Here is a 25458-nt window from a genome sequence, read left to right on the forward strand (position 1 = left end):
AAGTGTGAGATATTACAGACACGGTAGAAAAACAACTACCGGATATGTACCTCGAAAACTCAATAACGCAATCATATTTGATATGACCACTACCTTACAGCAACGGGAAAATCTCAATGTTTGGGAACAGTTTTGCACTTGGGTAACATCTACCAATAACCGCCTTTATGTAGGTTGGTTTGGTATTGTGATGATCCCTACCTTGCTAACTGCCACCATCTGTTTTGTGTTAGCTTTTGTAGCTGCACCTCCTGTGGATATTGACGGCATCCGCGAACCCGTTTCCGGTTCTCTGTTGTACGGCAATAACATCATCACCGCCGCTGTTGTACCCAGTTCTAATGCGATTGGGTTGCACTTTTATCCCATCTGGGAAGCGGCAAATATTGATGAATGGCTTTATAACGGCGGCCCCTACCAGTTGATTGTTTTCCACTTCCTAATCGGCATTTTTTGCTATATGGGTCGTGAGTGGGAACTGTCTTATCGGTTAGGAATGCGTCCTTGGATTGCTGTTGCTTATAGCGCTCCTGTAGCTGCTGCGACGGCGGTACTGTTAGTTTATTCTATCGGTCAAGGTTCTTTTTCTGATGGTTTACCGCTGGGGATTTCTGGCACATTTAACTTTATGTTAGTGCTGCAAGCAGAGCATAATGTTTTAATGCACCCCTTCCATATGCTGGGAGTAGCTGGTGTCTTTGGTGGCGCTCTTTTCTCAGCTATGCACGGTTCTCTGGTGACATCTTCTTTAGTACGTGAAACCACTGAAATTGAAAGCCAAAACCGGGGTTATCGCTTTGGACAAGAAGAAGAAACTTATAACATTGTAGCTGCTCACGGTTACTTTGGTCGTTTGATTTTCCAGTATGCTTCTTTTAACAACAGTCGCGCTTTACACTTTTTCTTAGGTGCATGGCCTGTTGTTGGCATCTGGTTTGCATCTTTAGCAGTAGCTTGTTTTGCTTTCAACCTGAATGGGTTTAATTTTAACCACTCGGTTTTAGATTCCCAGGGTAAAGTCCTGAATACTTGGGCTGATGTGATTAATCGCGCTAATTTAGGCATTGAAGCTATGCACGAACGTAACGTTCACAACTTCCCGTTAGATTTGGCTTCTACTGAGTCTAAACCGGTCAATTTAGTTGCTCCTAACATCGGCTAATTTGTAGCTAATTTGTATGTAAAAAAAAGCGTCTCCCGAATTGGGGGGCGCTTTTTTGTGTGCAAATTAACTGAAATGAAAATGACTAGAGTGTCATGCTTTCTAGTAATACCCACTGGCGATGGTTGATAATCATTTCGCTGACCAATTCAAACATTTGGCGACAGTGATTATCGGGTTGTAGGGGTAATTCTTCATTTTTTAAAACCACAGTCATTTTGATTTCTGTGTCTGTGGAGGTGGCTGTATCAAATACTACCTCTAAGGTGACTAATTGAGATATGGAAACTTGACCGATCGCCTCCCTAGCAATAAGTGAACTGGGGGTTTGATAAATCAGATCAAGGTTGCAAGATTCCATAATATCTATTAATATTTCTCTGGCATCTTGAATATTGATAGCAATCACAAAAAAAGCCGTATAACGAGCCATCGAAAAACTCCCGATAATTTCCAAGTTTAATTAATACCAATAAGCAGGTTACAGCCTGTTCAGAAATCATCTGATCACCTCTCAAAGTCCCTCTCCCTCTCTGGGATCCAGATTTAGGGTGAGGGCAATCGACTGGTGAACAAGCTGTAGTGCTATATTGACTAACTGTTTTTATGGTTCCCTGATAGAGATACTGGCATTTCTGGTACACAACCCTAGAGATGGGTCATTAAGCCGGGATTATTATAGCGCTTCGGGTGTGGCTTAGTAAAAACTCCCCACCAGATTTGCTCAAATTTTCGGATTTTGATTAACGAAACTGCCATAATATGCGATGACTGAATCAGATCTAGGGAGGTTCTAAATACAAAAATGGCGGGAAAACTAATTGTATTTGAAGGTATAGAAGGATGCGGTAAAACTACGCAAATACAGCAAATTCAGCCGTGGTTAGCCGATCGCTTGTCGTTAAACCATTCTTCCGGGGGGAAACTCCACCAACGGGGGGTTCAAGTGACGCGGGAACCGGGGGGAACCCAGTTAGGTCAGCATTTGCGGGATTTACTACTTCACCATGATATCAGGGAACCTCTGAGCGATCGCAGTGAGTTATTATTATATGCGGCGGACCGCGCACAACATATCGAAACTCTGATTAAACCGCTGTTAGACCAGGGGACGATTATTTTATGCGATCGCTTTACCGACTCTACCCTAGCTTATCAGGGATATGGTCGGGGACTAGATTTGCAGCAAATTCATCAAATTAACCAGATCGCGACTGGGGGTGTTGTACCGGACTTGACTCTGTGGTTAAATGTTCCTGTAGAAGCAGGACTGACCCGGATTAAGGCTAGAAAAAAAGTCGATCGCATTGAACAGGCTGATCTAGAATTTCACTATCGGGTTGCTGAGGGATTTGCGACTCTAGCCAAAATGTATCCCCAGCGGATTGTCCCTATTGATGGAAATGGCGATCGCGATCGTGTTACCCAACAAATCCAAAATATACTCAACCAAAAACTCCTAGAATGGGGGTTAATCTCAAATAATTATGGATGCGTTTAGCGATTTAATTGGACAACCTCAAGCGATCGAACTTCTGAGCCGAGTTATTGCCCAAAATCGGATCGCTCCCGCTTATTTATTCGTCGGGATACCCGGAGTAGGTCGTAGTTTAGCCGCTCAATATTTTATTGAATTATTATTGCAGAAAGGTCGCAAAAATCTGCTAAATTCATCCGAGGAAGACGCACACAAACAATCTATTAAACATCGAGTTAAGATGAGAAATCATCCCGATTTACTTTGGGTAGAACCCACCTATTTACACCAAGGAAAATTGCTGTCAGCAGCCGAAGCCGCCGCCTCTGGTCTCAAACGTCGCGCACCGCCACAAATTCGCCTTGATCAAGTCCGAGAAATTAGTCAGTTTGTCAGCCGTCCAGCTTTGGAGTCTCTGCGGTCTGTGGTGGTTTTAGAGGCGGCGGAAACTATGGCTGAGGGAGCGGCTAATGGTTTATTAAAAACCCTAGAGGAACCGGGTAAATCCGTGTTAATTTTAATTGCTCCCAGTGTGGATTCATTGTTATCTACCTTGGTTTCTCGCTGTGCCAAAATCCCCTTTTTTAGACTGTCAAATACTGATATAATTCAGATATTAACTCAAAAGGGTTATGGTGAAATTTGCCGTCATGCTGAGATCATGGCAATGGCGCAGGGTAGTCCCGGACAAGCGATCGCCTGTTGGGAACAATTACAAACTATTCCACCGGAACTATTAACCAAAGTCAAAAAACTCCCCCAAAGTTTACGAGAATCTCTCGAATTAGCCGCAGAAATTAGCCGTTCTCTTGACACTCAGGCTCAGTTATGGTTAGTGGATTATCTGCAACATTCCTATTGGGAACAATACCATAATCCGGGGGTTAACGGTAACAATAGTCTACCAGCAATTCCCGGATTACTTCACCAGTTAGAACAGGCGAGAAAACATCTGCTGGCTTACGTTCAACCTCGCTTAGTCTGGGAGTGTACCCTAATGGCGATCGCCAATATTTAACCATGATTTCACCCAGTCATCAGCAGCAGTTATCAATAATTACAAAATCCCTCCTAAAATACTTTTGAGGTCATCAAAAATACCGATCGCCGCATTTAAACCGGTGCTAGTAGTATCTGCTGCATCAACCATAGTATCTTTAGTCGTCACCACCGTATCACTGGTTTGGTCGATGATATTACTAATTTGTTCCATCATATCCTTTAAACGGTTAGCAGCATCCAACAACTCCTCAATTCTACCCTGTTGAGATTCCGTAATTTCCTCAATTGTATCTTCAGCCGTTTTTTCCGCCACTTCCTGTAAGTTTTGTACCTTGTCTGTTACCCCCTCAACAATTTCATTAACCTGTTGCGTAAATTCGCTCAACACATCTTTCAGTTCAGGAATAGTTGTCCCGATAAAAGTTTCAAAATCGCCACTCCGTTCCTCAATTTCTGACTGGTGAGTTTCGATATCACTTTTCACCTCTTCAGCTATAAACTCTTGAGTTTCCGATAAGTTTTGTTCCTGTTCTGTACTCAGTTCCCCCGCCTTTTGCGTCAGAGCATTAAACGATTCTCCTACCTGGTTAATCACCTCAACCAACTCTGGCGTAACCGCTTCAACTCGGTTATAAAAATCAGATAAAGCAGCTTGAGTCTCTTCTAATTCTTGATTAACTTCTTCCTGTGCTGCTTCAATTTTTGACCGTAATTCCCCAAGTTCATTACTAACCGCTTCCCGTTCCGCCGCCAACTCTTCCCTCCCGGTCGCTATTTTTTCTAACAGTTCCTCAGCGCGTTCTTGTAGGCTTGACCAGTCAGTTTCCACTTCTTCCGTTATCGTTTCTAACTGTTGGCGAGAATTATCAATGCGGTCCTCTTCCAAGTCAATTTTTTCTAAAAATTGAGTCATCTTTAAAACCACTTCATTGGCTGCTTGTTCTAAAGTCATTTCTAACTCCTAATTTCCGTAATATCAAATTCTGCTGATTCCCATAGATTTAGGGTGATTTAACCAAAAGAAACCCCAACTTTACTCGCCAAATTTCGCACCGAGTCTACTAAAAGTTCCATAGGTTGAATAAAGTCCTCTAACTGTTCGATTAGCGGACTAATTACTTGTCTATGACTAGCCGCATCATCTTTCGCACCCCTGAGTTTATCCATTATGTTGTCAAGGGTTTCTCTCACCTCAGACACCGCAGAATCAGTCAATTCTTTTAACTCCGTTTCGATTTTCTCCTGTAACTCATCCAGTAATTCATCAATTTTTGACTCAATAATGTCACTGGTAATTTCACCGATTTTAGTTTCAAATTCTCCCTGAATTTCCGTAAAACTATTACCCATTTCTTCCAGGCGATCGCTCACTTCCTCCTCAGCCTCATTCACCTGATCATTTAACTCTTCTACCTGTTCCTGAGCGCTATTTTTTGCCTCCTCAATTTTATCTCGCAAAACTTGAATAGCATCACTCAGGTTTTCTTGAGCATCCAGAAGTCGCTGTTGACCCTCCTGCAACTTTGCCTGTAATTCAGTCAGGCTATTTTGTGCTTCTTCTCCCGCATTATTAATCTCATCATTACCCGACTCCAACTCCTCTTTCAGAGCGATTAATTTTTCCTGAGCCGTCTGCATTTCCGAGCTTAATTGTTGTTGAGCATCACTGATAATTTCTTGCCAACTTTCCGCAATATTATTAGTTTCCTCAACCTCACTTTCTATTTCCGTTTGTTGTTCCCCAACCTCCTGCTGAAATTCATTCAAAGCATCAGCTATTTGCTCCATCAAAGCCTCAATTAAACCCTGTTTTTCTTCAACATTAGACTCGAGGACACGCACCGCATCTTTAATTTCTGTAGCTCCCCCAATTAAACTATTTAATTTATCCGGTGCTACCGAAGACATTTGAGCCAAAGAATTATAAACTTCTTCCATTGTCACTTTTCCTTAATATTTGAATAAGCACAAGCAGCATTCAACCGTCAAACTCAAGATAAAATGCCTCCCAAACTCAAAACTTGTTTGATAGTTCCGGTGGCGACCTTAGCTGCTACAATTTGCGGTAAAATCGGAGTTAGTGATGAAGTAACGGTCGCTCCCACTTTCATCATAACCATATTTTCTCCTACCTCTTGAATCATATCCGAGACCACATCATCAATAGCATCTTTAAAGGAATCCTCTAAATTGTCCTTGAGCGAGTCCTCAGCATAATCTTTGACATTCTCAAAAATTGCGCTTCCCCTTTCTTGAAGATTATCGGCTACTGCCGCCGCTTGACTACCAAGGGTGTTATATACATCCGTCAAAACCCCCTTAAAATTACTAAAATCATCAGTAATTTCTGATAATTTATCTTGAGCCAAAAATTGGCTAAAGTTTCCCAACAATGATTCTAACGAGTCCCTATGATTATCGGAAATTTCCGTAACTAAACCCTCAAAATTACCTTCTGTTTCTTCCTGATTGGTTGTCACTCGTTCCTCAAGATCCGATATCGCATCACCCAAGGTTTCAAACACCCCGATAGTGGTTTCCATGGCTTGATTTATCGCTTCTGTTAGTTGCTCGAAGCTGTCTTTGAGTTCCTCAAATGTGGATTTGGTTTCATCCATATCCCCATCCATTTCCGCGATATCATTATCTAACTCAGATTCAAATGTGCTGTAATTTTCTTCGATATTGGCTGAGGTTTCATCTAGGCTACCTTCAGCATCAGAAATACTTTGTAGTAGTTCTTCTAAGGCCGAAATCAACTCCTCTTGAGCCGAGGTAACATTAGACTCTTCAGTTTCTAGGGTTTCCACCAAATTAGAAAATGAGGTTTCGACAATTTCTGGGGTTTCTTCCAGGTCGTCACTCTCCCCTTCCAATTGTTCACAGAGTTGATCAAGTTGATCATAGGCTTGATCTAAGACATTTAACAAGTTGGTTAAATTCTCAGCCGATTCTTCTAATGATTGACCAAAATCTTCAGCGATCGCCATGGTCTTAACTCCCTAAAATTAACCTAATAAATCTCTAACTCTTGACAACACATCTAAAACCGGTCGCACCGCGTCCACCACATTATTAATATTATCGATAATATCCCCCAATTGTCCGTCTAACATTTCCTCGGATTTCTCTCCAGCTTCTCCTAAAGCACTGAGAGCCTCACTCAGAGATTCTGCACTTCCTAAAAGCTGACTTTTCGCCTCATCCACAAATTTATTAGTTATCGTATTGATAGCGTCTTCCGAAGCCGTGTCTAAGGCATTTTCCATCTCGGATTTTTGGTTATTGCTTTCCGATCGCAATGTCTCAAAATCCGAGGCAATTTGTTCAATTTTAGCCTCAATTTCACCTTGTAAAGCCTCGAATTGCTCAAAAAGGCTGTTTTTTTGACTATTAAAACCCTCCTGCAATTGTTCTATTTTATTGCGAAATTCCTCCACATTAGCTTTAGCAGTTTCACTTTGGGTCTGGGTTTCCGCCTCTGATGTTTCCACCTGTTGGGAAAGTTCCAATAACCCCGAATTAGTTGACTCAGCCTCCGACTCTAAATCTGATAATATCTCGGCTGCGTGGCTTTTTAACTCATCTAACTTAGCTTTAATCTCCGCTAAAGTAGATTCTACTTTTTCATCAACTTGGCTAATTTTTTCCTGGAGACTGCTGAGGTTTTCTTTCGCCGTTTCTAGTTCACTCTCTATGGCTTCGTCCGTGCTGTTGAGAGCAGCGAGCATCGTTTCAAATTGAGCCTTAGCGGTGTCGCCAGCGACGGTTAAGTTATTATCGATCGCTGTCAGAAACTGCTCAACCAGAGTGACACTGATCATAGCTCGATCTACTTCTTCAGATAAGGCTTGGGTTCTCGCCTCATTCTGTTCGATTAAATCTTCAATGGTTGCAATATCTGCCATACTAACGTCCTCCCAATTTAATGATGGGGATGGGTTGAGAAAATTGCCGTGCTTTTATTATATGCTAACTCACACTGAGATGCCCACAATTACGTTACAATTTTTTATATAAATCAGGGCGGGTTTGTTTCATTACCATATTTATCGAGTTTTGGTCGGAAAATTTAGGTTTTTTTTAGAATTGACGAGGGAGGCAAAATCGATCATAATATATTCAGATAACTTAACTTAATCAGGGAGCGGACACCCTATATTGTGCATAACCCCCCCAAACATAACCCCCCAAAAATTATTATAATAGTTGATTGGATTAGTCGATATGTCTGAATCTAACCTAAACAAATGTGCTGTCATTAAATTGTGTATTCCCGGTAATAAAAAACCAGATCATCCTGTGTTTCAGTATGATTTATCTGCGGCTAAAGAAGTTATTTTGGGTCGTGGTAAAGATGCTCATATTGTAGTTGATTCTCTTCAATATACAATGGTATCGCGGTATCACGCCAAAATTAAGCCAGTATTAGAAGGTTCTGTAGAACTGTGGGAAATTGAGGATCTTAATAGTGTCAATGGCACTTTTATTAATGGTGTGCGTATGGCGGTAAATCATCCCCTCCAAGCAGGCGATCGCATTAAACTTAGTGAGGATGGACCCGAATTTGTATTTGAATATCAAACCAAGCCTCAGCCGCCAACTTCTGATAATTCTCTCCCACCCATTGCGGAACCGATAATTGAGTCGGAACCCGAACCGATAATTGAGTCAGAACCCGAACCCATAATTGAGTCAGAACCCGAACCGATAATTGAGTCAGAACCCGAACCCATAATTGAGTCAGAACCCGAACCGATAATTGAGTCAGAACCCGAACCCATAATTGAGTCAGAACCCGAACCCATAATTGAGTCAGAACCCGAACCGATAATTGAGTCAGAACCCGAACCCATAATTGAGTCAGAACCCGAACCTGTAGCGGAGTCGGAACCCGAACCTGTAGCGGAGTCAGAACCCGAACCTGTAGCGGAGTCAGAACCCGAACCTGTAGCGGAGTCAGAACCCGAACCTGTAGCGGAGTCAGAAGGGGAAGACGAAAAGAGTCAGAGTAAGATTTTCGGGATACAAGCAGGGGAAATATCAGCACCGGGTCGAAGTTTGTGGACTCTGAACCCAGAAGCGGATATCCGAACTTTAGGGGGACATTCTAACTCTGTGCGATCGGTTGCTTTCAGTGGAGATGGTAAAATGTTAGCCAGTGCGAGTGCTGACAAAACCGTTAAACTTTGGAACCTGAGTAATGGAGAAGAGATCCGCACATTTGAGGGACACAGATCAGGAGTTAATGCGGTTGCTTTCAGTCCCGACGGTCAAATTATAGCTAGTGGTAGCCAAGATAAAACCATCAAACTTTGGGATATTAATACAGGAGAAGAAATCCAATCCTTAGCGGGTCATAAAATGGCAGTTAATGCTATTGCTTTTGCGCCGAATGGTGAAATTATCGCCAGTGGCGGTGGTGATAAAACCGTGAAATTATGGAGCCGCGAAACTGGTTTAGAAACGCTCAATATATCAGGACACAGATTAGCTATAACTGCCTTATCCATCAGTCCTAATAGTGAAATTATCGCCAGTGGTAGTGGAGATAAAACCATTAAACTATGGCAGGTAAAAACAGGGGAGGAAATTTTGACTATTGAGGGTGGTAAAACGGCGATTAATGCTCTGATGTTTAGTCCAGATGGCAAAATTTTAATTGCTGGAATTGATGATAAAACGGTGAAAGTTTGGCAATGGGAAACGCAGACAGAAATCCGCACTATTTCCGGTTATAGTTGGCAAGTAGGAGCGATCGCCATTAGTCCCGATGGACAAAATATAGCTAGTGGTAGTGAAGACAATCAGATCAAAATTTGGTGTATCTAAGATTTACAAAATGTTAAAAGATTAACCCAATCCAGGGAATATCTACTAAAATGGAGTAGAGAGTTTCCAGTATAATAGCAGGCGGCAGATTCATGGCTGAACTAACCTTAGAGTGGGCAGAAGAGGGAAGGTTGAATAGCGCCAGTATTCGAGCCAACCAACCCAGCAAACATCCGGGAGTTTTCCGTATAGGTAGAGATGGGAGTCGCTGTGATTTAGTGTGCGTGGATCAGACGGTATCCGGTCTACATATCGAAATTTTTTTTAGTCCAGAGAATCACCAATTTTATCTACGATCGCTACGGGAAAGTAACCCGCCAATTGTAGATGGTAAATTGCTACCTGTGGGTGAGGAACCCCTAAATAATGGCAGCCATATTCAGTTAGGAAATATAGATTTTAAAGTCACAGCGATCGCCGCTGGAACCCAGCCAGTGTCGGGAGGGTTAGAACTACCGCCACCACCACCGGAACCGCCACCACCGCCGCCAGTTTCTCCGGTTAAGAAAGCATTACCCTGGTTGGGTGGAGTGGTATTAATGATCGGCTTGGGATGGGGAGGATTTTGGGTGTATAAATGGCAGGCTGCTGCACCGATCAGAAATGCGATCGCGGAGGCGGAACAAGCACTAGACCAGGGAGCTAGTTATCATCAACAGGGTAATATGGTAGCATCCCAGGAGTCTTATGAGACTTGTAAAACGGCATTAACCATAGAACCGACAACTACCGGGATGACACCTGTATTAAAATCCGAGTTAACAAGACTGTTAAAAAGTTGTGAGGATGGTCATGCGGCGGTGTTAATGAAACAGGCGAATAGTTTAGCGGAAGCGGGTTCTTGGCGGGGTGCGATCGATATGGCTTTACAGGTTCCCGAAAATACTTCTTCCTACTCAGAAGCGCAAAATTTCTTTAAGCAAGCATCTCAACGGATGGAGGAATTAGCGCAGGAACAATATCGCCAAGGTAATTATCAGCAGGCGGTAAAAATTGCTGAAGCTATCCCCGAAACGAGTCCCAACGCCGCCAGAGTTAAGCAAGAACTTTCCCAATGGGAGCAGGAGTGGAATCGGAATGAGAATTACCTAGAAAATGCGAGACAGGCGTTGAACCGAGAGGCTTGGAGGGAGGCGATCGCAGAAACGGAAAGGGTAGCATTATTGGGGGAATCACCGCGACAAGATAGCGAATATTGGAAACAAAAAGTGCAACCAATTATCGATCGCGCTAATGATCAGAAACGGGAGGAAGAAAGACGCATTGCGGAACAACAGCGCCAAGAAAGGCTGAATGCGGAAGCAGCAGAAGCGAGGAGACTAGCGGAAGCCGCCAAGCGAGAAGCAGAAGCCGCCAAGCGAGAAGCAGAAGCCGCCAAGCAAGAAGCGCAACGACAAACCAATCAGCCACAGCCACAGCCAGAGCCACAGCCACAGCCACAGCCGCAGCCACAGCCACAGCCGCAGCCACAGCCACAGCCAGAACAAACCAATCAGCCACAGCCAGAACAAACCAATCAGCCACCCGCAACCACGGGAGATGTTCCACCACCTCCAGCAACACCATCAGCAATTCCTGAGCAGGTAGAAGGTCCTCTGCTGTGGTAATAGGCTAAATTAAAGTTAAGTTTTGGGGATTCGATTATGTCTTTAAAAACTGATAAAATCGCGACTAGAATACAGGAAATTCACAGATTTTTGGGGTTGAGAAGTGACCGAGACCCGGCTTATCTGGAAATTGCCCAAACCCTGGAACAGCTAGAGTCTGAGTTAAACAGCGGAAAACTGAGAGGTAAAATTGTTAGTAGTTCCCCGGAGATAGGCGAGAGTTTTGACAATCTATTAAGCGATCGCCCTAATTTGTTAGAATCCTATGAATGGGAAACTCAGGTAATCAGCCAAACCCAACCCCAGTTATCTCCAGAATTAATTATTGTTGATGGATTAAGCGGGTCAGAAATCCAGCGTTATCCTCTTTCGGAACATGAGATTATCCAAGTGGGTCGCCATCGTAGTTGTCGGGTAAAAATTCCCAATGAGTATCATTTAATTAGTAACAAACACGCGGAAATTAAACCCATTGTTAACGGTAATATTCGCGGCTGGGAAATTAACGATCTGAACAGTACCAATGGCAGTTTTATTAATAATACGCCGCTAGACAATCATCATTTATTAACTGCTGATGAGTCGATTTTTTTGGGTTCTGCAATACCAATTACAGGCTGTATTGCTTTACATCTACAAGCATCACAGCCAGTTAATTCATCAATCAGCAATGGAGCCAGCGCCAAGGCGTTAACTGATGCGGATATACTATATATAATCATTGATGAGGAACAGCATATAGAGAGTCATAAGTCGGCAATTCAGCAAGCAATTAAAAACCAAATAGAGCATATATTTGTAATTTTAGACTGTCAAAAATTTGAGGATATATATAACAGTTTAAATACCGAATATCCTGGCGTTGAGGTAATCGATTTGCCAGGAGATTTGGCAGCATATAATCCCGGAGATATTGAAGCAGAAGTGAAGCAGAAACTAGATAAACATTATGATTTTTTAGAAAAACTGGCAGCCAATCAGGGAGAAAAATTATTATTAAAACGCTTCAGCCAAAATATTCTTGAAAAACTAGAGGCGATCGAACAGGTTTTAGAACGAGAAATTGAGGCAGTTAAACAGAGCTGTCAACAAATGGAAGCACAGCTTAGTCTTTTACAGGCTAATGATTTAAAAGATGATATGAAAAAGGCTTTAAAAAAAGCTGGAGATGAGAAAGATAAGTTTTTCCGAATGCTTAAAAATGACCTAAATCAATCAAAAAATAATTTATTAGATGAGTTTCGGAAAAGTAGTTTATTCTATAAAATTCAGCAGTTTACTGATGATTTAAAATCCAGCGGAGTCCAGCGGGGCGCATATTTATATGTCCGACTACAAGCAGGAGATAATCCTAATGCTACGGGTCACTATCTGCACTTAAAAGCCATTCATGTTTGTCAAACAGAGTTGATCAAATGGTCTTCTGAAGAATGGCAAAGAATTGGTAATTTTTATGGCGGTGATGGTTTAAATGGGCTGCTAAAACGTATCTATGATATCCTGAACTTTGTGCCTAATTTATCATGGTCGGAATCCCTATTTCACCCCCCAGAAGATATAGATTTTAGAAGCATATTACAGGCTTCTGTGATTGAACCAACTTTTGAGAGTCGATATAAACAACCGAGTTTGTTCGGTTATTTATTTAAAAATCTGAAAGGTCAGGTAATATCTGGCGTGGGAACTATTATGCTGATGGGTAGTTTATTTATTCCAGCGGGTGGGGATGTCAAAGGTAGGATAGTGGCGATCTTGTTACCTATTTTTATGGTGACTACGCTGATATCTTATCATCAAGATAAAACCGCGAAAATTCAAGATAATACTGAAAAACTCAAGAAAGATATGAATAGCTATTATCAATCTTTCATTAAAAATATCAGCAATAATATTGTCCAAAATATGGGCTATGCTTTAGAACAGGAGGAAAGAAGAATTAGAGATGATTTAGAGGCGGTTAATGAGTGCTATAATGCTTATTTACTAAATAGCGAAAAACATCAGTTAGAGTTGCGGATGCAAAAAGACCAATATCAATCTAGCCAACGGAATTTGGAAAAAGATTTCGCGGAAGTGCAAAAATTCAAGAGACTTTAGTTATTAATCAGGGGATATTTTGACACCTAAGCGAGTTAAGTCTAACGCATAACCCCCAGTAACTAAATAAACGGAATCAGCATGAGTCCCCAGCAGTCGGACTAAACCCCCTAGCCGATCGCGAAAAAGGCGGCCCAAGGGATAAGGGGGAACCAACCCCCAACCGACTTCCTCAGCCACTAAAATCACGGGTCCAGTGACGGTTAATAAAACCTGTAATAACTCCGTAACCGCCTGTTCCCATTGTGATTCTTCCCAGTCCAATAAATTAGCCAACCAAGTCCCCAGAGAATCTACTAAAATACAATTATCCGCCGTTGCCACAGATGCTAAAGTAGTTGATAATGTGATGGGAACCTCTAAAGTTGTCCAATCGGAAGGGCGACGATCGCGATGTTTTTGAATGCGATCGCACCATTCGCGATCGTCATCATCAAAACCAGATGTGGCTATATAAATCACCGACTTGCGGTAATTTCTAGCGTAATTTTCCGCCCAATTTTCCGCCCACTCACTTTTACCCGATCGCACCGGACCAGTTACTAAAATTAATCTTCCTGTATCAGTCATCCCAATTTTTTGCTAATTGTCAACAGTTACCAAAACCACAGGTCAGCCACCCATGTCTAAATGGAAACTAACAACCGAATTTACATTCGATAGCGCCCACTATATCAAAGATTACAACGGCCCCTGTGGTCGCCTCCACGGACACACCTATAAAGTCCGAGTAGAAGCCACATCAAACCAACTGCACGGATCCGAATTTTGTCCCCACCCGGTGATGGTTGCCGATTTCCGCAGCCTGCGATGGGCCAAGAAAGATGTCAGCAAAGGCGGACTTGATCACGGTCTTCTCAATGAAATATTACCCCCCAACTACGAAACCACCGCCGAAATGATTGCCAAATTTATCTATGATGAAACCAAAAAGCGAGTCCCAGAGGGAGTACAGCTAAAAGTCATGGTTTCCGAAACAGCCAATTCCTGGGTTGAGTATGAAGACGAAACCTGATTTATAATAGGGACAGACCTTGGTTTGAGCAAATGAAAGTTCAATTTAATATTATCCGGCAAACTGCTTCAAGCGCGCCGCAAGTGCAAAGTTATCAGCTAGATGTTGATCCAGCTACTACTATTTTAGATAGTCTAAATCGGATCAAATGGGAACTTGACGGCACTTTAGCCTTTCGCAAAAACTGCCGAAATACCATCTGCGGTAGTTGTTCAATGAGGATTAATGGTCGCGCCGCCCTAGCTTGTAAAGAAAATGTGGCCAGTGAAGTCAAACGCCTACAAGACATTGCTGCTGCTAATTCAAGTTATACAGGCGGCGATGAGATTCCTGTATTAACCATTGCGCCCATGGGTAATATGCCTGTAATCAAAGACCTAGTGGTGGATATGACCCAATTCTGGGATAACCTGGAAGCGGTGGAACCTTATGTTAGTACACAGGCGCGTAAAATTCCTGAGCGGGAGTTTCTCCAGACTCCCGAAGAAAGGGAAAGTTTGAATCAAAATGGCAATTGTATCCTCTGTGGCGCTTGTTATTCTGAATGCAATGCCAAAGAGGTTAACCCGGCTTTTGTCGGTCCTCACGCCCTGGCTAAGGCTCAGAGAATGGTTGCTGATTCTCGTGACGCACGCACTGAGGAACGTTTAGAACAGTATAACCAGGATATTCAGGGAGTTTGGGGCTGTACCCGTTGCTACAACTGCAATACAGTTTGTCCGATGGAGGTGGCTCCTATGGACCAAATTGGTAAGATTAAGCATGAAATATTAGAACGTAAGCAGCCATCTGATAGTCGTCCTGTGCGCCACCGTAAGGTTATGGTTGAACTGGTGAAGCAAGGGGGATGGGTTGATGAGCGTAAATTTGGCTTAATGGTTGTGGGTAACTACTTACGAGATGTCCGGGGTATTCTCAGTATTGGTCCTTTGGGTGTTCGGATGCTTTTACGGGGTAAGTTTCCGTTTAGTTTTGAACCTTCTGAGGGAACTAAAACAGTGCGATCGCTCATTGAGTCTGTCCAAAGTTTGGAGAAGGAAAAGCCATAATTTCCCTGAACAATTAGCAGATTAAGTTAGCAGATTAAGCTACTAGGGTGGGTTGAGCAGTCTCGCATAACCCGCCCTTACTGTTTCTAGAAAATATTGAGTAATTAACTATGAGTGCATTAGTTTATCAAGGTGATTGCCTTAATATCATCAGCACTTGGGAGAAAGATAGCATTGATTTAATCTATCTTGACCCGCCATTTTTTTCGCAAAAAACCCATAAATTAACAACTAGAGATAGCCGCAAAGAGTTTTCTTTTCAAGATTTGTGGTCTTCTCATCAAGAATATGGGAATTTTATCTATCAACGTTTGCAAGAAATGTGGCGAATTTTGTCGCCATCTGGGTCTATTTTTGTTCATTGCGATCGCCATGCTTCACACCTGATTAGATTGTTGTTGGATGATGTTTTTAGTCCGCAAATGTTTCGCTCTGAAATTATTTGGCACTATAAACGCTGGTCTAATTCCCAGAAAGCCTTGCTACCAGCACATCAAACTATTTTTTACTATACCAAATCTGATGATTATACATTTAATTTTATTTATGGCGAATATTCGGAAACTACCAACGTAGATCAAATTCTCCAGCGCCGAAAACGAGATGAATATGGCAAGTCTATTTATGACAAAGATCTAGATGGTAATATTATCCCTAGTGGCGGTAAGAAAGGGGTTCCTCTTAGTGATGTTTGGGAAATACCCTATTTGAATCCTAAAGCTAAAGAAAGGGTCGGTTATCCTACCCAAAAACCGCTGCTTTTACTGGAACAAATTATTAAGATAGCTACCAATGAAGGTGATTTGATTTTAGATCCTTTCTGTGGTAGCGGTACCACTTTGGTGGCGGCTAGTTTACTCGGACGAAATTCTGTGGGAATTGATATATCTACTGATGCTGTCGAATTAACTAAAAAACGTTTGAGTGACCCGATTAAAACTAATTCTAATCTACTCACTAAAGGTCGCGATTCTTACAAAAATGTTGATGAAAGTGTGTTAGGACTACTATGGGGATTAGATTTTGCTGTGGTTCACAGAAATAAAGGAATTGATGCAATTCTTAGGTCTGATGTTAATGGTTGTCCTATTCCGGTTAGGGTTCAACGTAATCATGAGACTATAGTTGAGGCGGCTAACTATCTCTATAACGCCTCAAAAAATAAGAATGCTTTAGTTATGTTTTTGATTGCGATAAATGAAGGGGGCTATTTTTCGGATTTGGTCAGTTTACCCCCAGGTGTTAGGGTTATTAATGCGCCTGGATTATCCATCCTCAATTCATTAAGCCAATTAGATGATTGACCATCCATCTAGTTACCCAACCACCTCCCCGGTTAATTAACCCCAAAAATGGGTTAAATCTCTAGGGTTATTTGACTCAAAAATTAACTATTTTCTGTGGCTTTAGCTAGACGGTTAGCTAAATCGATGATATCCTCTCGACGCGCGATCGCCTTGACCCACTCGGAAGGTATTTGTTCAAAACCATAATAAATCCCTGCTAGACCTCCTGTAACCGCGCCAGTCGTATCGGTATCAGAACCTAAATTAACTGCTGTTAGGACAGCTTCAGCATAGGAAGAAGTCTTTAATAGACACCACAGAGATGCTTCTAAGGTATGAACTACATAACCATCAGAGGCGATCGCATTTTCCGGTAAACTTTCAATTTCACCAGTCCACACTCGTTTAAACTCTGGTAATTCCGACTTAAAGGGTGGTTTAGTATAAATAGCTTCAACCGCTTTAAGTCCTTCAATATAGGCGGTTTTGATATCCATACCCTGTAATAAACCCACAGCAATACTAATGTAAATACCACAAGCCATTTGCGATCGCGGATGACCATGGGTAAGGCGAGAACAGTCGTGAACCCGTTTAATTAATTCGGGAAATTCCAGGGACTTATAACCATAAGCTAAAGGTAAAATTCGCATTAACGAGCCATTCCCATTATCACGAATATCTGTTCCTCCTGCTGCTATAGGTTCCACCCCTTCACGCAATCTACTAATCGCCCTGTAAGTAGTCCCACCAATATCAAACGCATTACCATAAGGTGTCCAGTAACCCTCATAAATCCACTTACAAAAAGCCTTAGCTATCTCATGCAAATTATAGCCATTACAGAGACTTTCAGCCAAACAAAAAGTCAGAGAACTATCATCAGACCAAGTTCCTGCGGGTTGATGGTAAGTACCATAGCCGACCATAGTTGTTATCGGTTTTTCTTGACAATCACTGCGGCTATTAAATTCTACCGGAACTCCCAGAGCATCGCCTACACAGACTCCCATTAAACCAGACAAAAATGGAGAATATTGCATTATTTGACCTCAATTGACTTGCTAACTTTTTGCCTCAAATTTGCCAATTCTTCGGAAATTTCAAGGCTCGGGAAAATCGGATGATCAAACCTACGACATTCTGGGGGAAGACTGGCAACCGAGGCGGCGGTGCGTTCAGCAATGGCGGCTAAAGGCTCTGGCTGATTGACCAGTTTTCCGTCTTTCATGACCAATTGCAATAAGCCGATAGATGATGGATGAATACTCTCGCTTTCGTCCATTAAACAGAGGCGATCGCCTTTCATTTTACCCCCTTCCATGAGCCGATAAATTTGCTTACGTCCCGGATAAGTCACCTTACTACTAGACTCTTTCATCACCGGAATACCATCAATTTCTACCAGCTTATAAACTCCATTAACCGGAGTTCCACTCACCAGTTTAGTCCCAATTCCGTAGCCATTAATAGGAGCCTCAGCCCCTTTTAAACGAGCAATTTCTACCTCGTCAATATCCCCACTAGCAAAAATTTCCACCTCTGGTAATAGCGATCGCACTTGTTTAGATAATTCTACCATATCTCCAGAGTCTAATCTTACCCCCTGCACCTGAATTTTTCCAGCTTTGACCTGTTCAGCTAACCGTTGTGCTGCTTTCACCGTGTCATAGGTATCAATTAACAAAGGTGCGCCGGGGAAATAATGGTGAAAAGCCTCAAAAGCCGCATCTTCATTTTCATCAATAGCAGCGATCGCCATTACCAAAGCATGAGCCATTGTTCCCCTTGGTTTTCTACCTAATTTCAAAGCCGCCAACACATTAGAAGTACCATCAAAACCCGCCCCCAAAGCCGCCCGCGCCGCCCACAAAGATGCTTGGGGACTAAAAGCCCGCCGAGTTCCAAACTCCAATAATTTCGCATCAGGTCCCGCTGCATCGCGCATTCTGGCTGCTTTGGTAGCAATTAAAGTTTGATAATTTATGGTATTTAAAAGGTAAGTTTCTACAATTTGAGCTTGCCATAAAGGAGCCTCAATTCGCAAGATTGGTTCATTCGCAAATACCGCCGTACCTTCCGGGACAGCCCACACATTCCCGCTAAATTTGGCTTCGGCTAACACCGACCAAAAGCGATTATTAACATGGCTGAAAATTCCCAATGATTGCAGTTGTTCAATTTGAGATGAGTTAAACTTGAGGTTTGCCAAATAGTCTAATGCCTGGGTTAAACCCATAGCTATTAAGTAACCAAAGTGATCCGGTAACTTTCTGGTGAACAGTTCAAAACTGGCGGGTTTATTCTCAATTCCTTCCCCCACATAACAGGCTGTCATTGTTAATTGATACAGATCTGTTAGTAAGCTATACTCATCAGGACTTAAAGACATAGCACGGTCTTCTGATGCAAAGTCCATGGGTTAGATACCTTGATATATATACTGTCTTTTCTAATTATATAGCCATTGGCGATGTACATCTAAACTTCCCTCGCCCTATCTGACTATTTGAGACAGAGGTTGGGGTGAAGGCGACGGATATCATGTAGGCGCGGGTTCTGCCCCCCTCTCCGACGGGGTTGTTAATTACATATACAACCCATAAGATTAGTCAATTCCTTATCTGGGATCAAGGAAATTTACGGTACATATAATCAATGCCATAACTAGCCCATATAAGGTTAAACATTAATTAAGATATGGTTAATTTTGGCTAAATTCCTGGTCAGAGCATTAAACCATGATAGACTGATAAATGGAGACTAGCATCTACAGAAGGTTAACCGCAAAACATCGTACAATGAGTTAGGTTGAAAAAATTAGTCATGAACGTTTGTATTGAAGATTGCACCCCTCGGTCTGCATCGGTGTTTTCACGTAGCAATTTGCGCTTAGAGTCTACCCTACAAGAATTGTCTCTGTATGACTTTCAAGTAGATCTAGATCAAGTGGGAATGGTGTTGGCGAAAATGTTTGAAACTAACCCCACTATCCCCGGAGTTATTTTAAACCATGATAGCCAGTTTATTGGCATGATTTCCCGGCGGCGTTTTTTGGAGCATCTCAGTCGTCCTTATGGTCGGGAACTGTTTTTACCTAGGTCTATTCGAGCCCTCTATAAATTGTCTCAGGTGGAGTTATTAATACTTCCCGGAGATACTCTGATAGTTGATGCAGCACGGCTGGCTATTATGCGATCGCCTGAACAAATTTATGAGCCAATTATTGTGCAAATTTCCGAGACTGATTATCGGCTATTAGATACCCAACAACTATTGATTTTTCAGTCTTTTATTCATCAACTAGCCACCGAATTATTACAAGAACAAACCCAGTCCCAATTAATGCAAACTGAAAAGTTAGCAAGTCTAGGTCAAATGGTCGCGGGAGTGGCTCACGAAATCCGTAATCCTGTAGGCTGCATTGTCGGAAATACTCACTGTTTAACTCAGTATTATGAAGATATTATGCAGTTAATTAACGCCTACGAACAGGAATTAATTACTCCCCGACCAAGTATTGAAGAGTTAAAAGAAGATATTGATTGGGAATTCCTCAAAAATGATGGCTTGCAAATGCTCAAAAGTATTCAAGTTTCTTCTGAACAGTTGAAGCACCTAGTCAACAGTTTACGCACCTTTTCCCACATGGAGAATAAACAAAGGCGGGAGACAGATATTCATGAATGTTTAGACAGTACCCTAATTATTCTAAAAAACCGCCTAAAAGTTGGGATTGATGTCATTAAAAGCTATGGGAATTTACCCAAGTTTTTGGGTTATTCTGGGCTGCTTAGTCAAGTATTTATGAATCTGTTGGCTAATGCGATCGATGCTTTAGAAGAAACCGCCAATCATAGCCCTAATACTGCCAAAATCTGGATTTCCACCCATGTAGCGGATAGTTGTCCTTCCCAATTGCGATCGCTCATAATTCCCCCAAAAAATAACCCAGAATATCCCCAAAATACAGAATCATCAGAAGACCCATTAACACCGAATAGCCAATATATTGTGATTCGGATTACCGACAATGGCCCTGGTATCCCCAAAGAAATCCAAAACCGGATTTTCGATAACTTTTTCACTACCAAGTCCGCCGAAAAAGGTACAGGTTTAGGACTAGCAATTAGTCATCAAATTATTTACGAGAAACATGGTGGTTGTTTGCATCTCCTTTCCACCCCCGGTATCGGCACCGAATTTGAGATAGTCTTACCTTTGATTTAGGAGTATGATATAATCCGGTAAGTACCCCACCCACATACATCGGCAGCCCAGACTAGGCCAACTCCCAGAATAGCCTAATTAGCCAAACTTGCGGTTGATTTTCCCACAACCGGGAAAACTTAACTTAAAATAGCAGTGTGGGAAATTAATCAGCCGATAGATAGGAAGCCGTCAATATGCGAAGACGACAATTTTTAACTTTTGGCGCTCAATTGTGCGCCGCCACGATCGCCACATTAGGAAGCTACGGTTGGATCGCCAGAAGTGCCGCCACCACCCCTAACCCCAAAAGGTTAATCGTCCTATTTTTGCGGGGAGGAATTGACGGATTAAATGTAGTTGTCCCCTATGGCGACAGTGACTATTATCAGGCTAGACCAGCGATCGCCATTCCCCGACCCCAACAGGAGGGAGGCGCAATTAAGCTAGACCAACACTTTGGCTTACACCCCAGCCTAAACTCCCTGCTTCCGCTATGGAACCAAGGAAGTTTAGCTTTTGTTCACGCCTGCGGTTCTCCTGACCCCACCCGGTCTCACTTTGAGGCTCAACACTATATGGAAGTGGGTACACCAGGAAATAAAAGAACCCCCGACGGTTGGATGAACCGCCTACTGGGCTTGTTACCAGGACAAAACCCCGTAGATGCGGTGAGTGTCGGTCAGTCGATATCTGCCATTCTATCAGGTTCTCAGCCAGTTAGCAATATCTCCCTAGGTCGCAATGCCTCCCGCCAAATGCCCATAGATCGCGATCAGGTGCGAGCCACCTTTGACCGACTCTATGCCAATAATGACCCCCTCAGCGTGGCTTATCAGGAAGGTAGAAGCGCCCGCGATCAACTCATTAGGGAATTAGAGGCGGAAATGGTCGCCGCTAATAATGGCGCGCCTCTACCTGCTGGTTTAGCTGGGAATGCTCAACAATTAGCGACTTTGGTCGTGCGTGACCCACAGATTAGATTAGCATTTCTCGATGTTGGGGGATGGGATACCCATGTTAACCAGGGTTCAAGTCGGGGGTTAATGGCGAACCGTCTGGAAAGGTTAGGGGAGGGCTTGGTGGCGCTAGTGGATAGGCTGGGTTCCGTTTATAGCAATACCACTATTGTGGTGATGTCAGAATTTGGTCGCACAGTGCGAGAAAATGGCAATGGCGGCACTGATCACGGACGTGGTAATGTTTTATGGGTTTTGGGTGGTTCCGTGCGTGGTGGTCGCGTTTATGGGAGTTGGCCAGGTTTGTCTGACTCCGAGTTATACGAGGGACGGGATCTGGCTGTGACGACGGATTTTCGAGATGTGATTAGCCCGATTTTAACTTCTCAGTTTGGGTTAACTGCTTCTCAGTTAGGGCAGGTATTTCCAGGATACCGCCCCACTGGCAACTTTTCGGAGATTGTTTAATTGATGGAGGTTGTCCGGTTTGGGGTGTTCCCGGTCAGCCAACTTATTAACTATCCATCATCAATTGATTAATTGGGCATAATATCTCATGGGATTAACAGCAGAAAATCATGGTAAAATCAAACGAGTTGCCATTGTGGGTGGCACTCATGGCAATGAATGGACGGGAGTTTATTTGATTAAGAAATTTGAGCGATCGCCTGAATTATTGCGGCGTTCTAATTTTGAGACTTTCACACTATTAGCTAATCCCCGCGCCTGGGAAATTAATCGTCGCTATGTTGATCGTGATTTAAACCGCTGTTTTCGGCGGGAAGATTTAGAACATCCCAATTCTGATATTTATGAAATTCAGCGATCGCAATGGATAGCCAGCCAGTGGGGACCCCAAAGCCCATCTCCTGTTGATACCATCATTGATTTACACAGCAGCACCGCCCACATGGGATTAACCTTAATTTGGGTAAAAAATAATGCTTTTAATCGCCAAGTTACCGCCTATTTAAAAAGCATTTTTCCCGAAATAAATATCTACAGTTGGATCGAATCTGAATCGGAACCGGCAAACCCCTCCCTCAAATCTTTGTCTAATTACGGATTTTCCATCGAAGTCGGACCCATTGCGCCAGGGATGTTAGATGCGGCATTATTTCTGAAAGCGGAAAAGGTGATTTATGCGATTTTAGACTACATAGAAAAGTATAATCGGGGGGAGATTATCCACAGCGATCGCACTCTCACCATATACCAGTTTATCAAACAGATAGACTATCCCCGCACGGCGACGGGGGAACTCGCCGCCATGATTCACCCACAACTACAGGGGAGGGATTATCAACAGCTAAACCCGGGCGATCCGATGTTTTTACAGTTTGACGGAACCACCATTTATTACCAGGGAGAAACCCCCGTCTGGCCGATTTTTATCAATGAGGCAGCCTACTACGAAAAAGCGATCGCCATGATTTTCACCGAACCCCAAACCTTAATAATTAATAATTAATAATTAATAATTAATAATTGTCGGGGTGGGTTCCGCTGTCAATTTTCTGCCCATGAGAAACCCGGTTTCTTTGAGAAACCGGGTTTCTTGACCACGGCGATAATTAATAATTGTCGGGGTGGGTTCCGCTGTCAATTTTCTGCCCATGAGAAACCCGGTTTCTTTGAGAAACCGGGTTTCTTGACCACGGCGATAATTAATAATTGTCGGGGTGGGTTCCGCTGTCAATTTTCTGCCCATGAGAAACCCGGTTTCTTTGAGAAACCGGGTTTCTTGACCACGGCGATAATTAATAATTGTCGGGGTGGGTTCCGCTGTCAATTTTCTGCCCATGAGAAACCCGGTTTCTTTGAGAAACCGGGTTTCTTGACCACGGCGATAATTATTCATTGTCGGGGCGCGCCTCCCACCCTTTATCATGAGAAACCCGGTTTCTTTGAGAAACCGGGTTTCTTGACCACGGCGATAATTAATAATTGTCGGGGTGGGTTCCGCTGTCAATTTTCTGCCCATGAGAAACCCGGTTTCTTTGAGAAACCGGGTTTCTTGACCACGGCGATAATTAATAATTGTCGGGGTGGGTTCCGCTGTCAATTTTCTGCCCATGAGAAACCCGGTTTCTTTGAGAAACCGGGTTTCTTGACCACGGCGATAATTATTCATTGTCGGGGTGGGTTCCGCCGTCAATTTTCTGCCCATGAGAAACCCGGTTTATTTGAGAAACCGGGTTTCTTGACCACGGCGATAATTATTCATTGTCGGGGCGCGCCTCCCACCCTTTATCATGAGAAACCCGGTTTATTTGAGAAACCGGGTTTCTTGACCACGGCGATAATTATTCATTGTCGGGGTGGGTTCCGCCGTCAATTTTCTGCCCATGAGAAACCCGGTTTATTTGAGAAACCGGGTTTCTTGACCACGGCGATAATTATTCATTGTCGGGGCGCGCCTCCCACCCTTTACCATGAGAAACCCGGTTTCTTTGAGAAACCGGGTTTCTTGACCTCTGTGCCGTTCACCCGATAGGTGATCCCTCTGACTCACCCTACGAGGATGATAATTATTAATTATTAATTATTAATTATTAATTGTCGGGGTCGATTCGCATCAGGGGTTGTCCATATTCCACAGGTGCGCCATTAGCTACCAAAATTTCCATAACTTGACCAGAAACCTCAGCCTCAATTTCATTCATCAGCTTCATGGCTTCGATGATACAGACAGTTTGACCGTTAGTGACTCGATCGCCATTATCCACAAATGGCGGCTCATCAGGAGCCGGAGAACGGTAAAAAGTTCCCACCATGGGGGATGTTACCTCTACCCATTTAGCGTCAACCGGACTAGAGACCTTTCCTGTGGCGGCAGTAGTCTGGGTGCTGGTGGCGGTTGATTCTGATAAGCGATCGCCAGTAGAAACCGTCCCTGGAGGCGACACCAACTCCGCACTAGGAAACCCACCACTGAGGGCGACATCAACAGAAGATAGAGGGCGATCGATAGAACTGCCACCTTTGCGTACCATCAACTCAAAATCACTACTTTTGAGCGTCAGTTCGGAAATATTAGTTTTATCGATGTCAGCCAGCAGTTCTCGAAGCTGGTTGAGATCTAGTTGCACAGTTGGTATATCTCCCTAAAAATAACATTGTCGAAAATTATGGGCGATCGCCCATATCATGTTACCCAGAAATTTGGTTAACACTGGAAGCATTAATCGCGACCCTGATAACTATCGTTGCGGGTATCGATGCGAATACGCTCACCCACAGAAATAAACAGAGGAACCATCACAGTTGCGCCTGTTTGTAGGGTAGCTGGTTTCGTGCCACCCGTCGCGGTATCGCCTTTAACTCCTGGATCTGTTTCCGTCACTTCTAGGCTAACGGAGTTGGGAAGTTCCACCTCTAGCACTTGGTCATTCCAGTAGAGTACATTAACTTCCATACCTTCGATCAGGTATTTAACCCCATTACCAATCTGATCAGGAGTTAGGTGAGCTTCCTCGAAGGTGTCCATGTCCATGAACACATAATCATCACCATCTTTATAGGTATGTTGCATGGTCTTTTTCTCCAGGTTCGCCTGGGGAACTGTCTCCCCAGCCCGGAATGTCCGTTCCATGACGTTACCCGTCTGTGCGTTTTTTAGTTTGGTGCGGACAAAGGCGGAACCCTTTCCTGGCTTAACGTGGAGGAATTCTACCACCCGCCACACAGTTCCGTCTAATTCAATACTGACACCTGTGCGAAAGTCGTTACTCGAAATCATGGGAGCATCTTCACCTGGGCT

At 43.2% G+C, this 25458-nt stretch carries 24 protein-coding genes; 13 read left to right on the forward strand and 11 right to left on the reverse strand.

Features of this window, described 5'->3' with window-relative positions; genetic code table 11:
• Positions 1-82: 82 nt before the first annotated feature.
• Positions 83-1162, forward strand: a complete 1080-nt coding sequence (gene psbA / locus XZ46_RS15285) for a photosystem II q(b) protein (protein WP_008048687.1) — start codon at positions 83-85, stop codon at positions 1160-1162.
• Between the two features lie 85 nt (positions 1163-1247).
• On the opposite strand, the gene XZ46_RS15290 is transcribed toward psbA, so the two are convergent.
• A complete protein-coding gene (locus XZ46_RS15290; protein WP_048895116.1) occupies positions 1248-1595 on the reverse strand; it encodes a hypothetical protein in 348 nt (115 codons plus the stop codon).
• Positions 1596-1967: 372 nt separating this feature from the next.
• Here XZ46_RS15290 and tmk point away from each other — a divergent pair, with 372 nt between their 5' ends.
• Entirely contained in the window at positions 1968-2663 is a 696-nt protein-coding gene (gene tmk, locus XZ46_RS15295; RefSeq protein WP_006624998.1) for a dTMP kinase, read from the forward strand.
• Positions 2650-3657: a DNA polymerase III subunit delta' gene (locus XZ46_RS15300; RefSeq protein ID WP_008048691.1), complete on the forward strand. Its 1008-nt coding sequence runs from the start codon at positions 2650-2652 to the stop codon at positions 3655-3657. The genes tmk and XZ46_RS15300 overlap by 14 nt, the downstream gene beginning before the upstream one ends.
• 39 nt (positions 3658-3696) lie before the next feature.
• On the opposite strand, the gene XZ46_RS15305 is transcribed toward XZ46_RS15300, so the two are convergent.
• From XZ46_RS15305 to XZ46_RS15320, 4 genes are read right to left on the reverse strand one after another with little or no spacing between them, the layout of a single operon-like run.
• Positions 3697-4593 carry a coiled-coil domain-containing protein gene (locus XZ46_RS15305; protein ID WP_006624996.1) on the reverse strand — a complete coding sequence of 299 codons (897 nt, stop codon included), beginning with the start codon at positions 4591-4593 and terminating at the stop codon, positions 3697-3699.
• Positions 4594-4652: 59 nt separating this feature from the next.
• Positions 4653-5579 carry a coiled-coil domain-containing protein gene (locus tag XZ46_RS15310; protein ID WP_006670646.1) on the reverse strand — a complete coding sequence of 309 codons (927 nt, stop codon included), beginning with the start codon at positions 5577-5579 and terminating at the stop codon, positions 4653-4655.
• Between the two features lie 53 nt (positions 5580-5632).
• Positions 5633-6631, reverse strand: coding sequence for a hypothetical protein (locus XZ46_RS15315; RefSeq protein WP_006624994.1), 999 nt, complete (start codon positions 6629-6631; stop codon positions 5633-5635).
• A gap of 18 nt (positions 6632-6649) precedes the next feature.
• Complete coding sequence (locus XZ46_RS15320; protein ID WP_008048700.1) at positions 6650-7549, reverse strand: hypothetical protein; 900 nt, start codon at positions 7547-7549, stop codon at positions 6650-6652.
• A 319-nt stretch (positions 7550-7868) separates the two neighbouring features.
• On the opposite strand from XZ46_RS15320, the gene XZ46_RS15325 reads away from it, so the two are divergent.
• The 3 genes from XZ46_RS15325 to XZ46_RS15335 all read left to right on the forward strand — a co-directional run bounded on the left by XZ46_RS15325 (position 7869) and on the right by XZ46_RS15335 (position 13177).
• Positions 7869-9473: a WD40 domain-containing protein gene (locus XZ46_RS15325; RefSeq protein WP_048895117.1), complete on the forward strand. Its 1605-nt coding sequence runs from the start codon at positions 7869-7871 to the stop codon at positions 9471-9473.
• A 92-nt stretch (positions 9474-9565) separates the two neighbouring features.
• Entirely contained in the window at positions 9566-11080 is a 1515-nt protein-coding gene (locus XZ46_RS15330) for an FHA domain-containing protein (protein ID WP_006624991.1), read from the forward strand.
• 36 nt (positions 11081-11116) lie between these two features.
• Positions 11117-13177, forward strand: coding sequence for an FHA domain-containing protein (locus XZ46_RS15335; protein WP_006624990.1), 2061 nt, complete (start codon positions 11117-11119; stop codon positions 13175-13177).
• A gap of 3 nt (positions 13178-13180) precedes the next feature.
• On the opposite strand, the gene cobU is transcribed toward XZ46_RS15335, so the two are convergent.
• Positions 13181-13747, reverse strand: coding sequence for a bifunctional adenosylcobinamide kinase/adenosylcobinamide-phosphate guanylyltransferase (gene cobU / locus XZ46_RS15340; RefSeq protein WP_006624989.1), 567 nt, complete (start codon positions 13745-13747; stop codon positions 13181-13183).
• 52 nt (positions 13748-13799) lie between these two features.
• Between cobU and XZ46_RS15345 the strand changes: the two genes are divergently transcribed.
• The 3 genes from XZ46_RS15345 to XZ46_RS15355 all read left to right on the forward strand — a co-directional run bounded on the left by XZ46_RS15345 (position 13800) and on the right by XZ46_RS15355 (position 16545).
• Positions 13800-14192, forward strand: coding sequence for a 6-pyruvoyl trahydropterin synthase family protein (locus XZ46_RS15345; RefSeq protein WP_006670643.1), 393 nt, complete (start codon positions 13800-13802; stop codon positions 14190-14192).
• A 32-nt stretch (positions 14193-14224) separates the two neighbouring features.
• Positions 14225-15241 (forward strand): succinate dehydrogenase/fumarate reductase iron-sulfur subunit, encoded by a 1017-nt coding sequence (locus XZ46_RS15350; RefSeq protein ID WP_008048708.1) that lies wholly within the window; start codon positions 14225-14227, stop codon positions 15239-15241.
• A gap of 110 nt (positions 15242-15351) precedes the next feature.
• Positions 15352-16545 (forward strand): DNA-methyltransferase, encoded by a 1194-nt coding sequence (locus XZ46_RS15355; RefSeq protein ID WP_006624986.1) that lies wholly within the window; start codon positions 15352-15354, stop codon positions 16543-16545.
• Between the two features lie 83 nt (positions 16546-16628).
• On the opposite strand, the gene XZ46_RS15360 is transcribed toward XZ46_RS15355, so the two are convergent.
• Positions 16629-17570, reverse strand: a complete 942-nt coding sequence (locus XZ46_RS15360; RefSeq protein ID WP_008048712.1) for an ADP-ribosylglycohydrolase family protein — start codon at positions 17568-17570, stop codon at positions 16629-16631.
• Positions 17570-18946 carry a nicotinate phosphoribosyltransferase gene (locus XZ46_RS15365; protein ID WP_008048714.1) on the reverse strand — a complete coding sequence of 459 codons (1377 nt, stop codon included), beginning with the start codon at positions 18944-18946 and terminating at the stop codon, positions 17570-17572. The genes XZ46_RS15360 and XZ46_RS15365 overlap by 1 nt, the downstream gene beginning before the upstream one ends.
• Positions 18947-19353: 407 nt before the next feature.
• Between XZ46_RS15365 and XZ46_RS15370 the strand changes: the two genes are divergently transcribed.
• From XZ46_RS15370 to XZ46_RS15380, 3 genes are all read left to right on the forward strand, one after another.
• On the forward strand, positions 19354-20757 hold the full coding sequence (locus XZ46_RS15370) for a sensor histidine kinase (protein ID WP_006624983.1): 1404 nt from the start codon (positions 19354-19356) through the stop codon (positions 20755-20757).
• A 176-nt stretch (positions 20758-20933) separates the two neighbouring features.
• On the forward strand, positions 20934-22163 hold the full coding sequence (locus tag XZ46_RS15375; RefSeq protein ID WP_006670640.1) for a DUF1501 domain-containing protein: 1230 nt from the start codon (positions 20934-20936) through the stop codon (positions 22161-22163).
• An 88-nt stretch (positions 22164-22251) separates the two neighbouring features.
• Positions 22252-23166 carry an aspartoacylase gene (locus XZ46_RS15380; RefSeq protein ID WP_006624981.1) on the forward strand — a complete coding sequence of 305 codons (915 nt, stop codon included), beginning with the start codon at positions 22252-22254 and terminating at the stop codon, positions 23164-23166.
• A 3-nt stretch (positions 23167-23169) separates the two neighbouring features.
• Here XZ46_RS15380 and XZ46_RS36760 read toward each other — a convergent pair whose 3' ends face one another.
• Positions 23170-23829 carry a hypothetical protein gene (locus XZ46_RS36760; RefSeq protein WP_228116353.1) on the reverse strand — a complete coding sequence of 220 codons (660 nt, stop codon included), beginning with the start codon at positions 23827-23829 and terminating at the stop codon, positions 23170-23172.
• Between XZ46_RS36760 and XZ46_RS34310 the strand changes: the two genes are divergently transcribed.
• Positions 23806-24192 (forward strand): hypothetical protein, encoded by a 387-nt coding sequence (locus tag XZ46_RS34310; protein WP_048895119.1) that lies wholly within the window; start codon positions 23806-23808, stop codon positions 24190-24192. The genes XZ46_RS36760 and XZ46_RS34310 overlap by 24 nt on opposite strands.
• 58 nt (positions 24193-24250) lie before the next feature.
• Here XZ46_RS34310 and accB read toward each other — a convergent pair whose 3' ends face one another.
• Positions 24251-24787 carry an acetyl-CoA carboxylase biotin carboxyl carrier protein gene (accB, locus tag XZ46_RS15395; RefSeq protein ID WP_006624978.1) on the reverse strand — a complete coding sequence of 179 codons (537 nt, stop codon included), beginning with the start codon at positions 24785-24787 and terminating at the stop codon, positions 24251-24253.
• A 92-nt stretch (positions 24788-24879) separates the two neighbouring features.
• Positions 24880-25437 (reverse strand): elongation factor P, encoded by a 558-nt coding sequence (gene efp / locus XZ46_RS15400; protein WP_006619604.1) that lies wholly within the window; start codon positions 25435-25437, stop codon positions 24880-24882.
• Positions 25438-25458: the final 21 nt, after the last annotated feature.

Source organism: Limnospira indica PCC 8005, from assembly GCF_000973065.1.
Lineage (GTDB): Bacteria > Cyanobacteriota > Cyanobacteriia > Cyanobacteriales > Microcoleaceae > Limnospira > Limnospira fusiformis.

Excerpts from the sequence above, each read along its gene's own strand:
- XZ46_RS15300 (WP_008048691.1), top strand. The coding sequence starts at position 2,650 with ATGGATGCGTTTAGCGATTTAATTGGACAACCTCAAGCGATCGAACTT.
- XZ46_RS15290 (WP_048895116.1), bottom strand. The coding sequence starts at position 1,595 with ATGGCTCGTTATACGGCTTTTTTTGTGATTGCTATCAATATTCAAGAT.
- XZ46_RS15325 (WP_048895117.1), top strand. The coding sequence starts at position 7,869 with ATGTCTGAATCTAACCTAAACAAATGTGCTGTCATTAAATTGTGTATT.
- XZ46_RS15355 (WP_006624986.1), top strand. The coding sequence starts at position 15,352 with ATGAGTGCATTAGTTTATCAAGGTGATTGCCTTAATATCATCAGCACT.
- XZ46_RS15330 (WP_006624991.1), top strand. The coding sequence starts at position 9,566 with ATGGCTGAACTAACCTTAGAGTGGGCAGAAGAGGGAAGGTTGAATAGC.
- XZ46_RS15305 (WP_006624996.1), bottom strand. The coding sequence starts at position 4,593 with ATGACTTTAGAACAAGCAGCCAATGAAGTGGTTTTAAAGATGACTCAA.
- efp (WP_006619604.1), bottom strand. The coding sequence starts at position 25,437 with ATGATTTCGAGTAACGACTTTCGCACAGGTGTCAGTATTGAATTAGAC.
- XZ46_RS15350 (WP_008048708.1), top strand. The coding sequence starts at position 14,225 with ATGAAAGTTCAATTTAATATTATCCGGCAAACTGCTTCAAGCGCGCCG.
- XZ46_RS15380 (WP_006624981.1), top strand. The coding sequence starts at position 22,252 with ATGGGATTAACAGCAGAAAATCATGGTAAAATCAAACGAGTTGCCATT.
- XZ46_RS15320 (WP_008048700.1), bottom strand. The coding sequence starts at position 7,549 with ATGGCAGATATTGCAACCATTGAAGATTTAATCGAACAGAATGAGGCG.
- XZ46_RS15345 (WP_006670643.1), top strand. The coding sequence starts at position 13,800 with ATGTCTAAATGGAAACTAACAACCGAATTTACATTCGATAGCGCCCAC.
- XZ46_RS15360 (WP_008048712.1), bottom strand. The coding sequence starts at position 17,570 with ATGCAATATTCTCCATTTTTGTCTGGTTTAATGGGAGTCTGTGTAGGC.
- XZ46_RS36760 (WP_228116353.1), bottom strand. The coding sequence starts at position 23,829 with ATGAATAATTATCGCCGTGGTCAAGAAACCCGGTTTCTCAAAGAAACC.
- XZ46_RS15365 (WP_008048714.1), bottom strand. The coding sequence starts at position 18,946 with ATGGACTTTGCATCAGAAGACCGTGCTATGTCTTTAAGTCCTGATGAG.
- XZ46_RS15310 (WP_006670646.1), bottom strand. The coding sequence starts at position 5,579 with ATGGAAGAAGTTTATAATTCTTTGGCTCAAATGTCTTCGGTAGCACCG.
- tmk (WP_006624998.1), top strand. The coding sequence starts at position 1,968 with ATGGCGGGAAAACTAATTGTATTTGAAGGTATAGAAGGATGCGGTAAA.
- cobU (WP_006624989.1), bottom strand. The coding sequence starts at position 13,747 with ATGACTGATACAGGAAGATTAATTTTAGTAACTGGTCCGGTGCGATCG.
- XZ46_RS15370 (WP_006624983.1), top strand. The coding sequence starts at position 19,354 with ATGAACGTTTGTATTGAAGATTGCACCCCTCGGTCTGCATCGGTGTTT.
- XZ46_RS15315 (WP_006624994.1), bottom strand. The coding sequence starts at position 6,631 with ATGGCGATCGCTGAAGATTTTGGTCAATCATTAGAAGAATCGGCTGAG.
- XZ46_RS15375 (WP_006670640.1), top strand. The coding sequence starts at position 20,934 with ATGCGAAGACGACAATTTTTAACTTTTGGCGCTCAATTGTGCGCCGCC.
- XZ46_RS15335 (WP_006624990.1), top strand. The coding sequence starts at position 11,117 with ATGTCTTTAAAAACTGATAAAATCGCGACTAGAATACAGGAAATTCAC.
- psbA (WP_008048687.1), top strand. The coding sequence starts at position 83 with ATGACCACTACCTTACAGCAACGGGAAAATCTCAATGTTTGGGAACAG.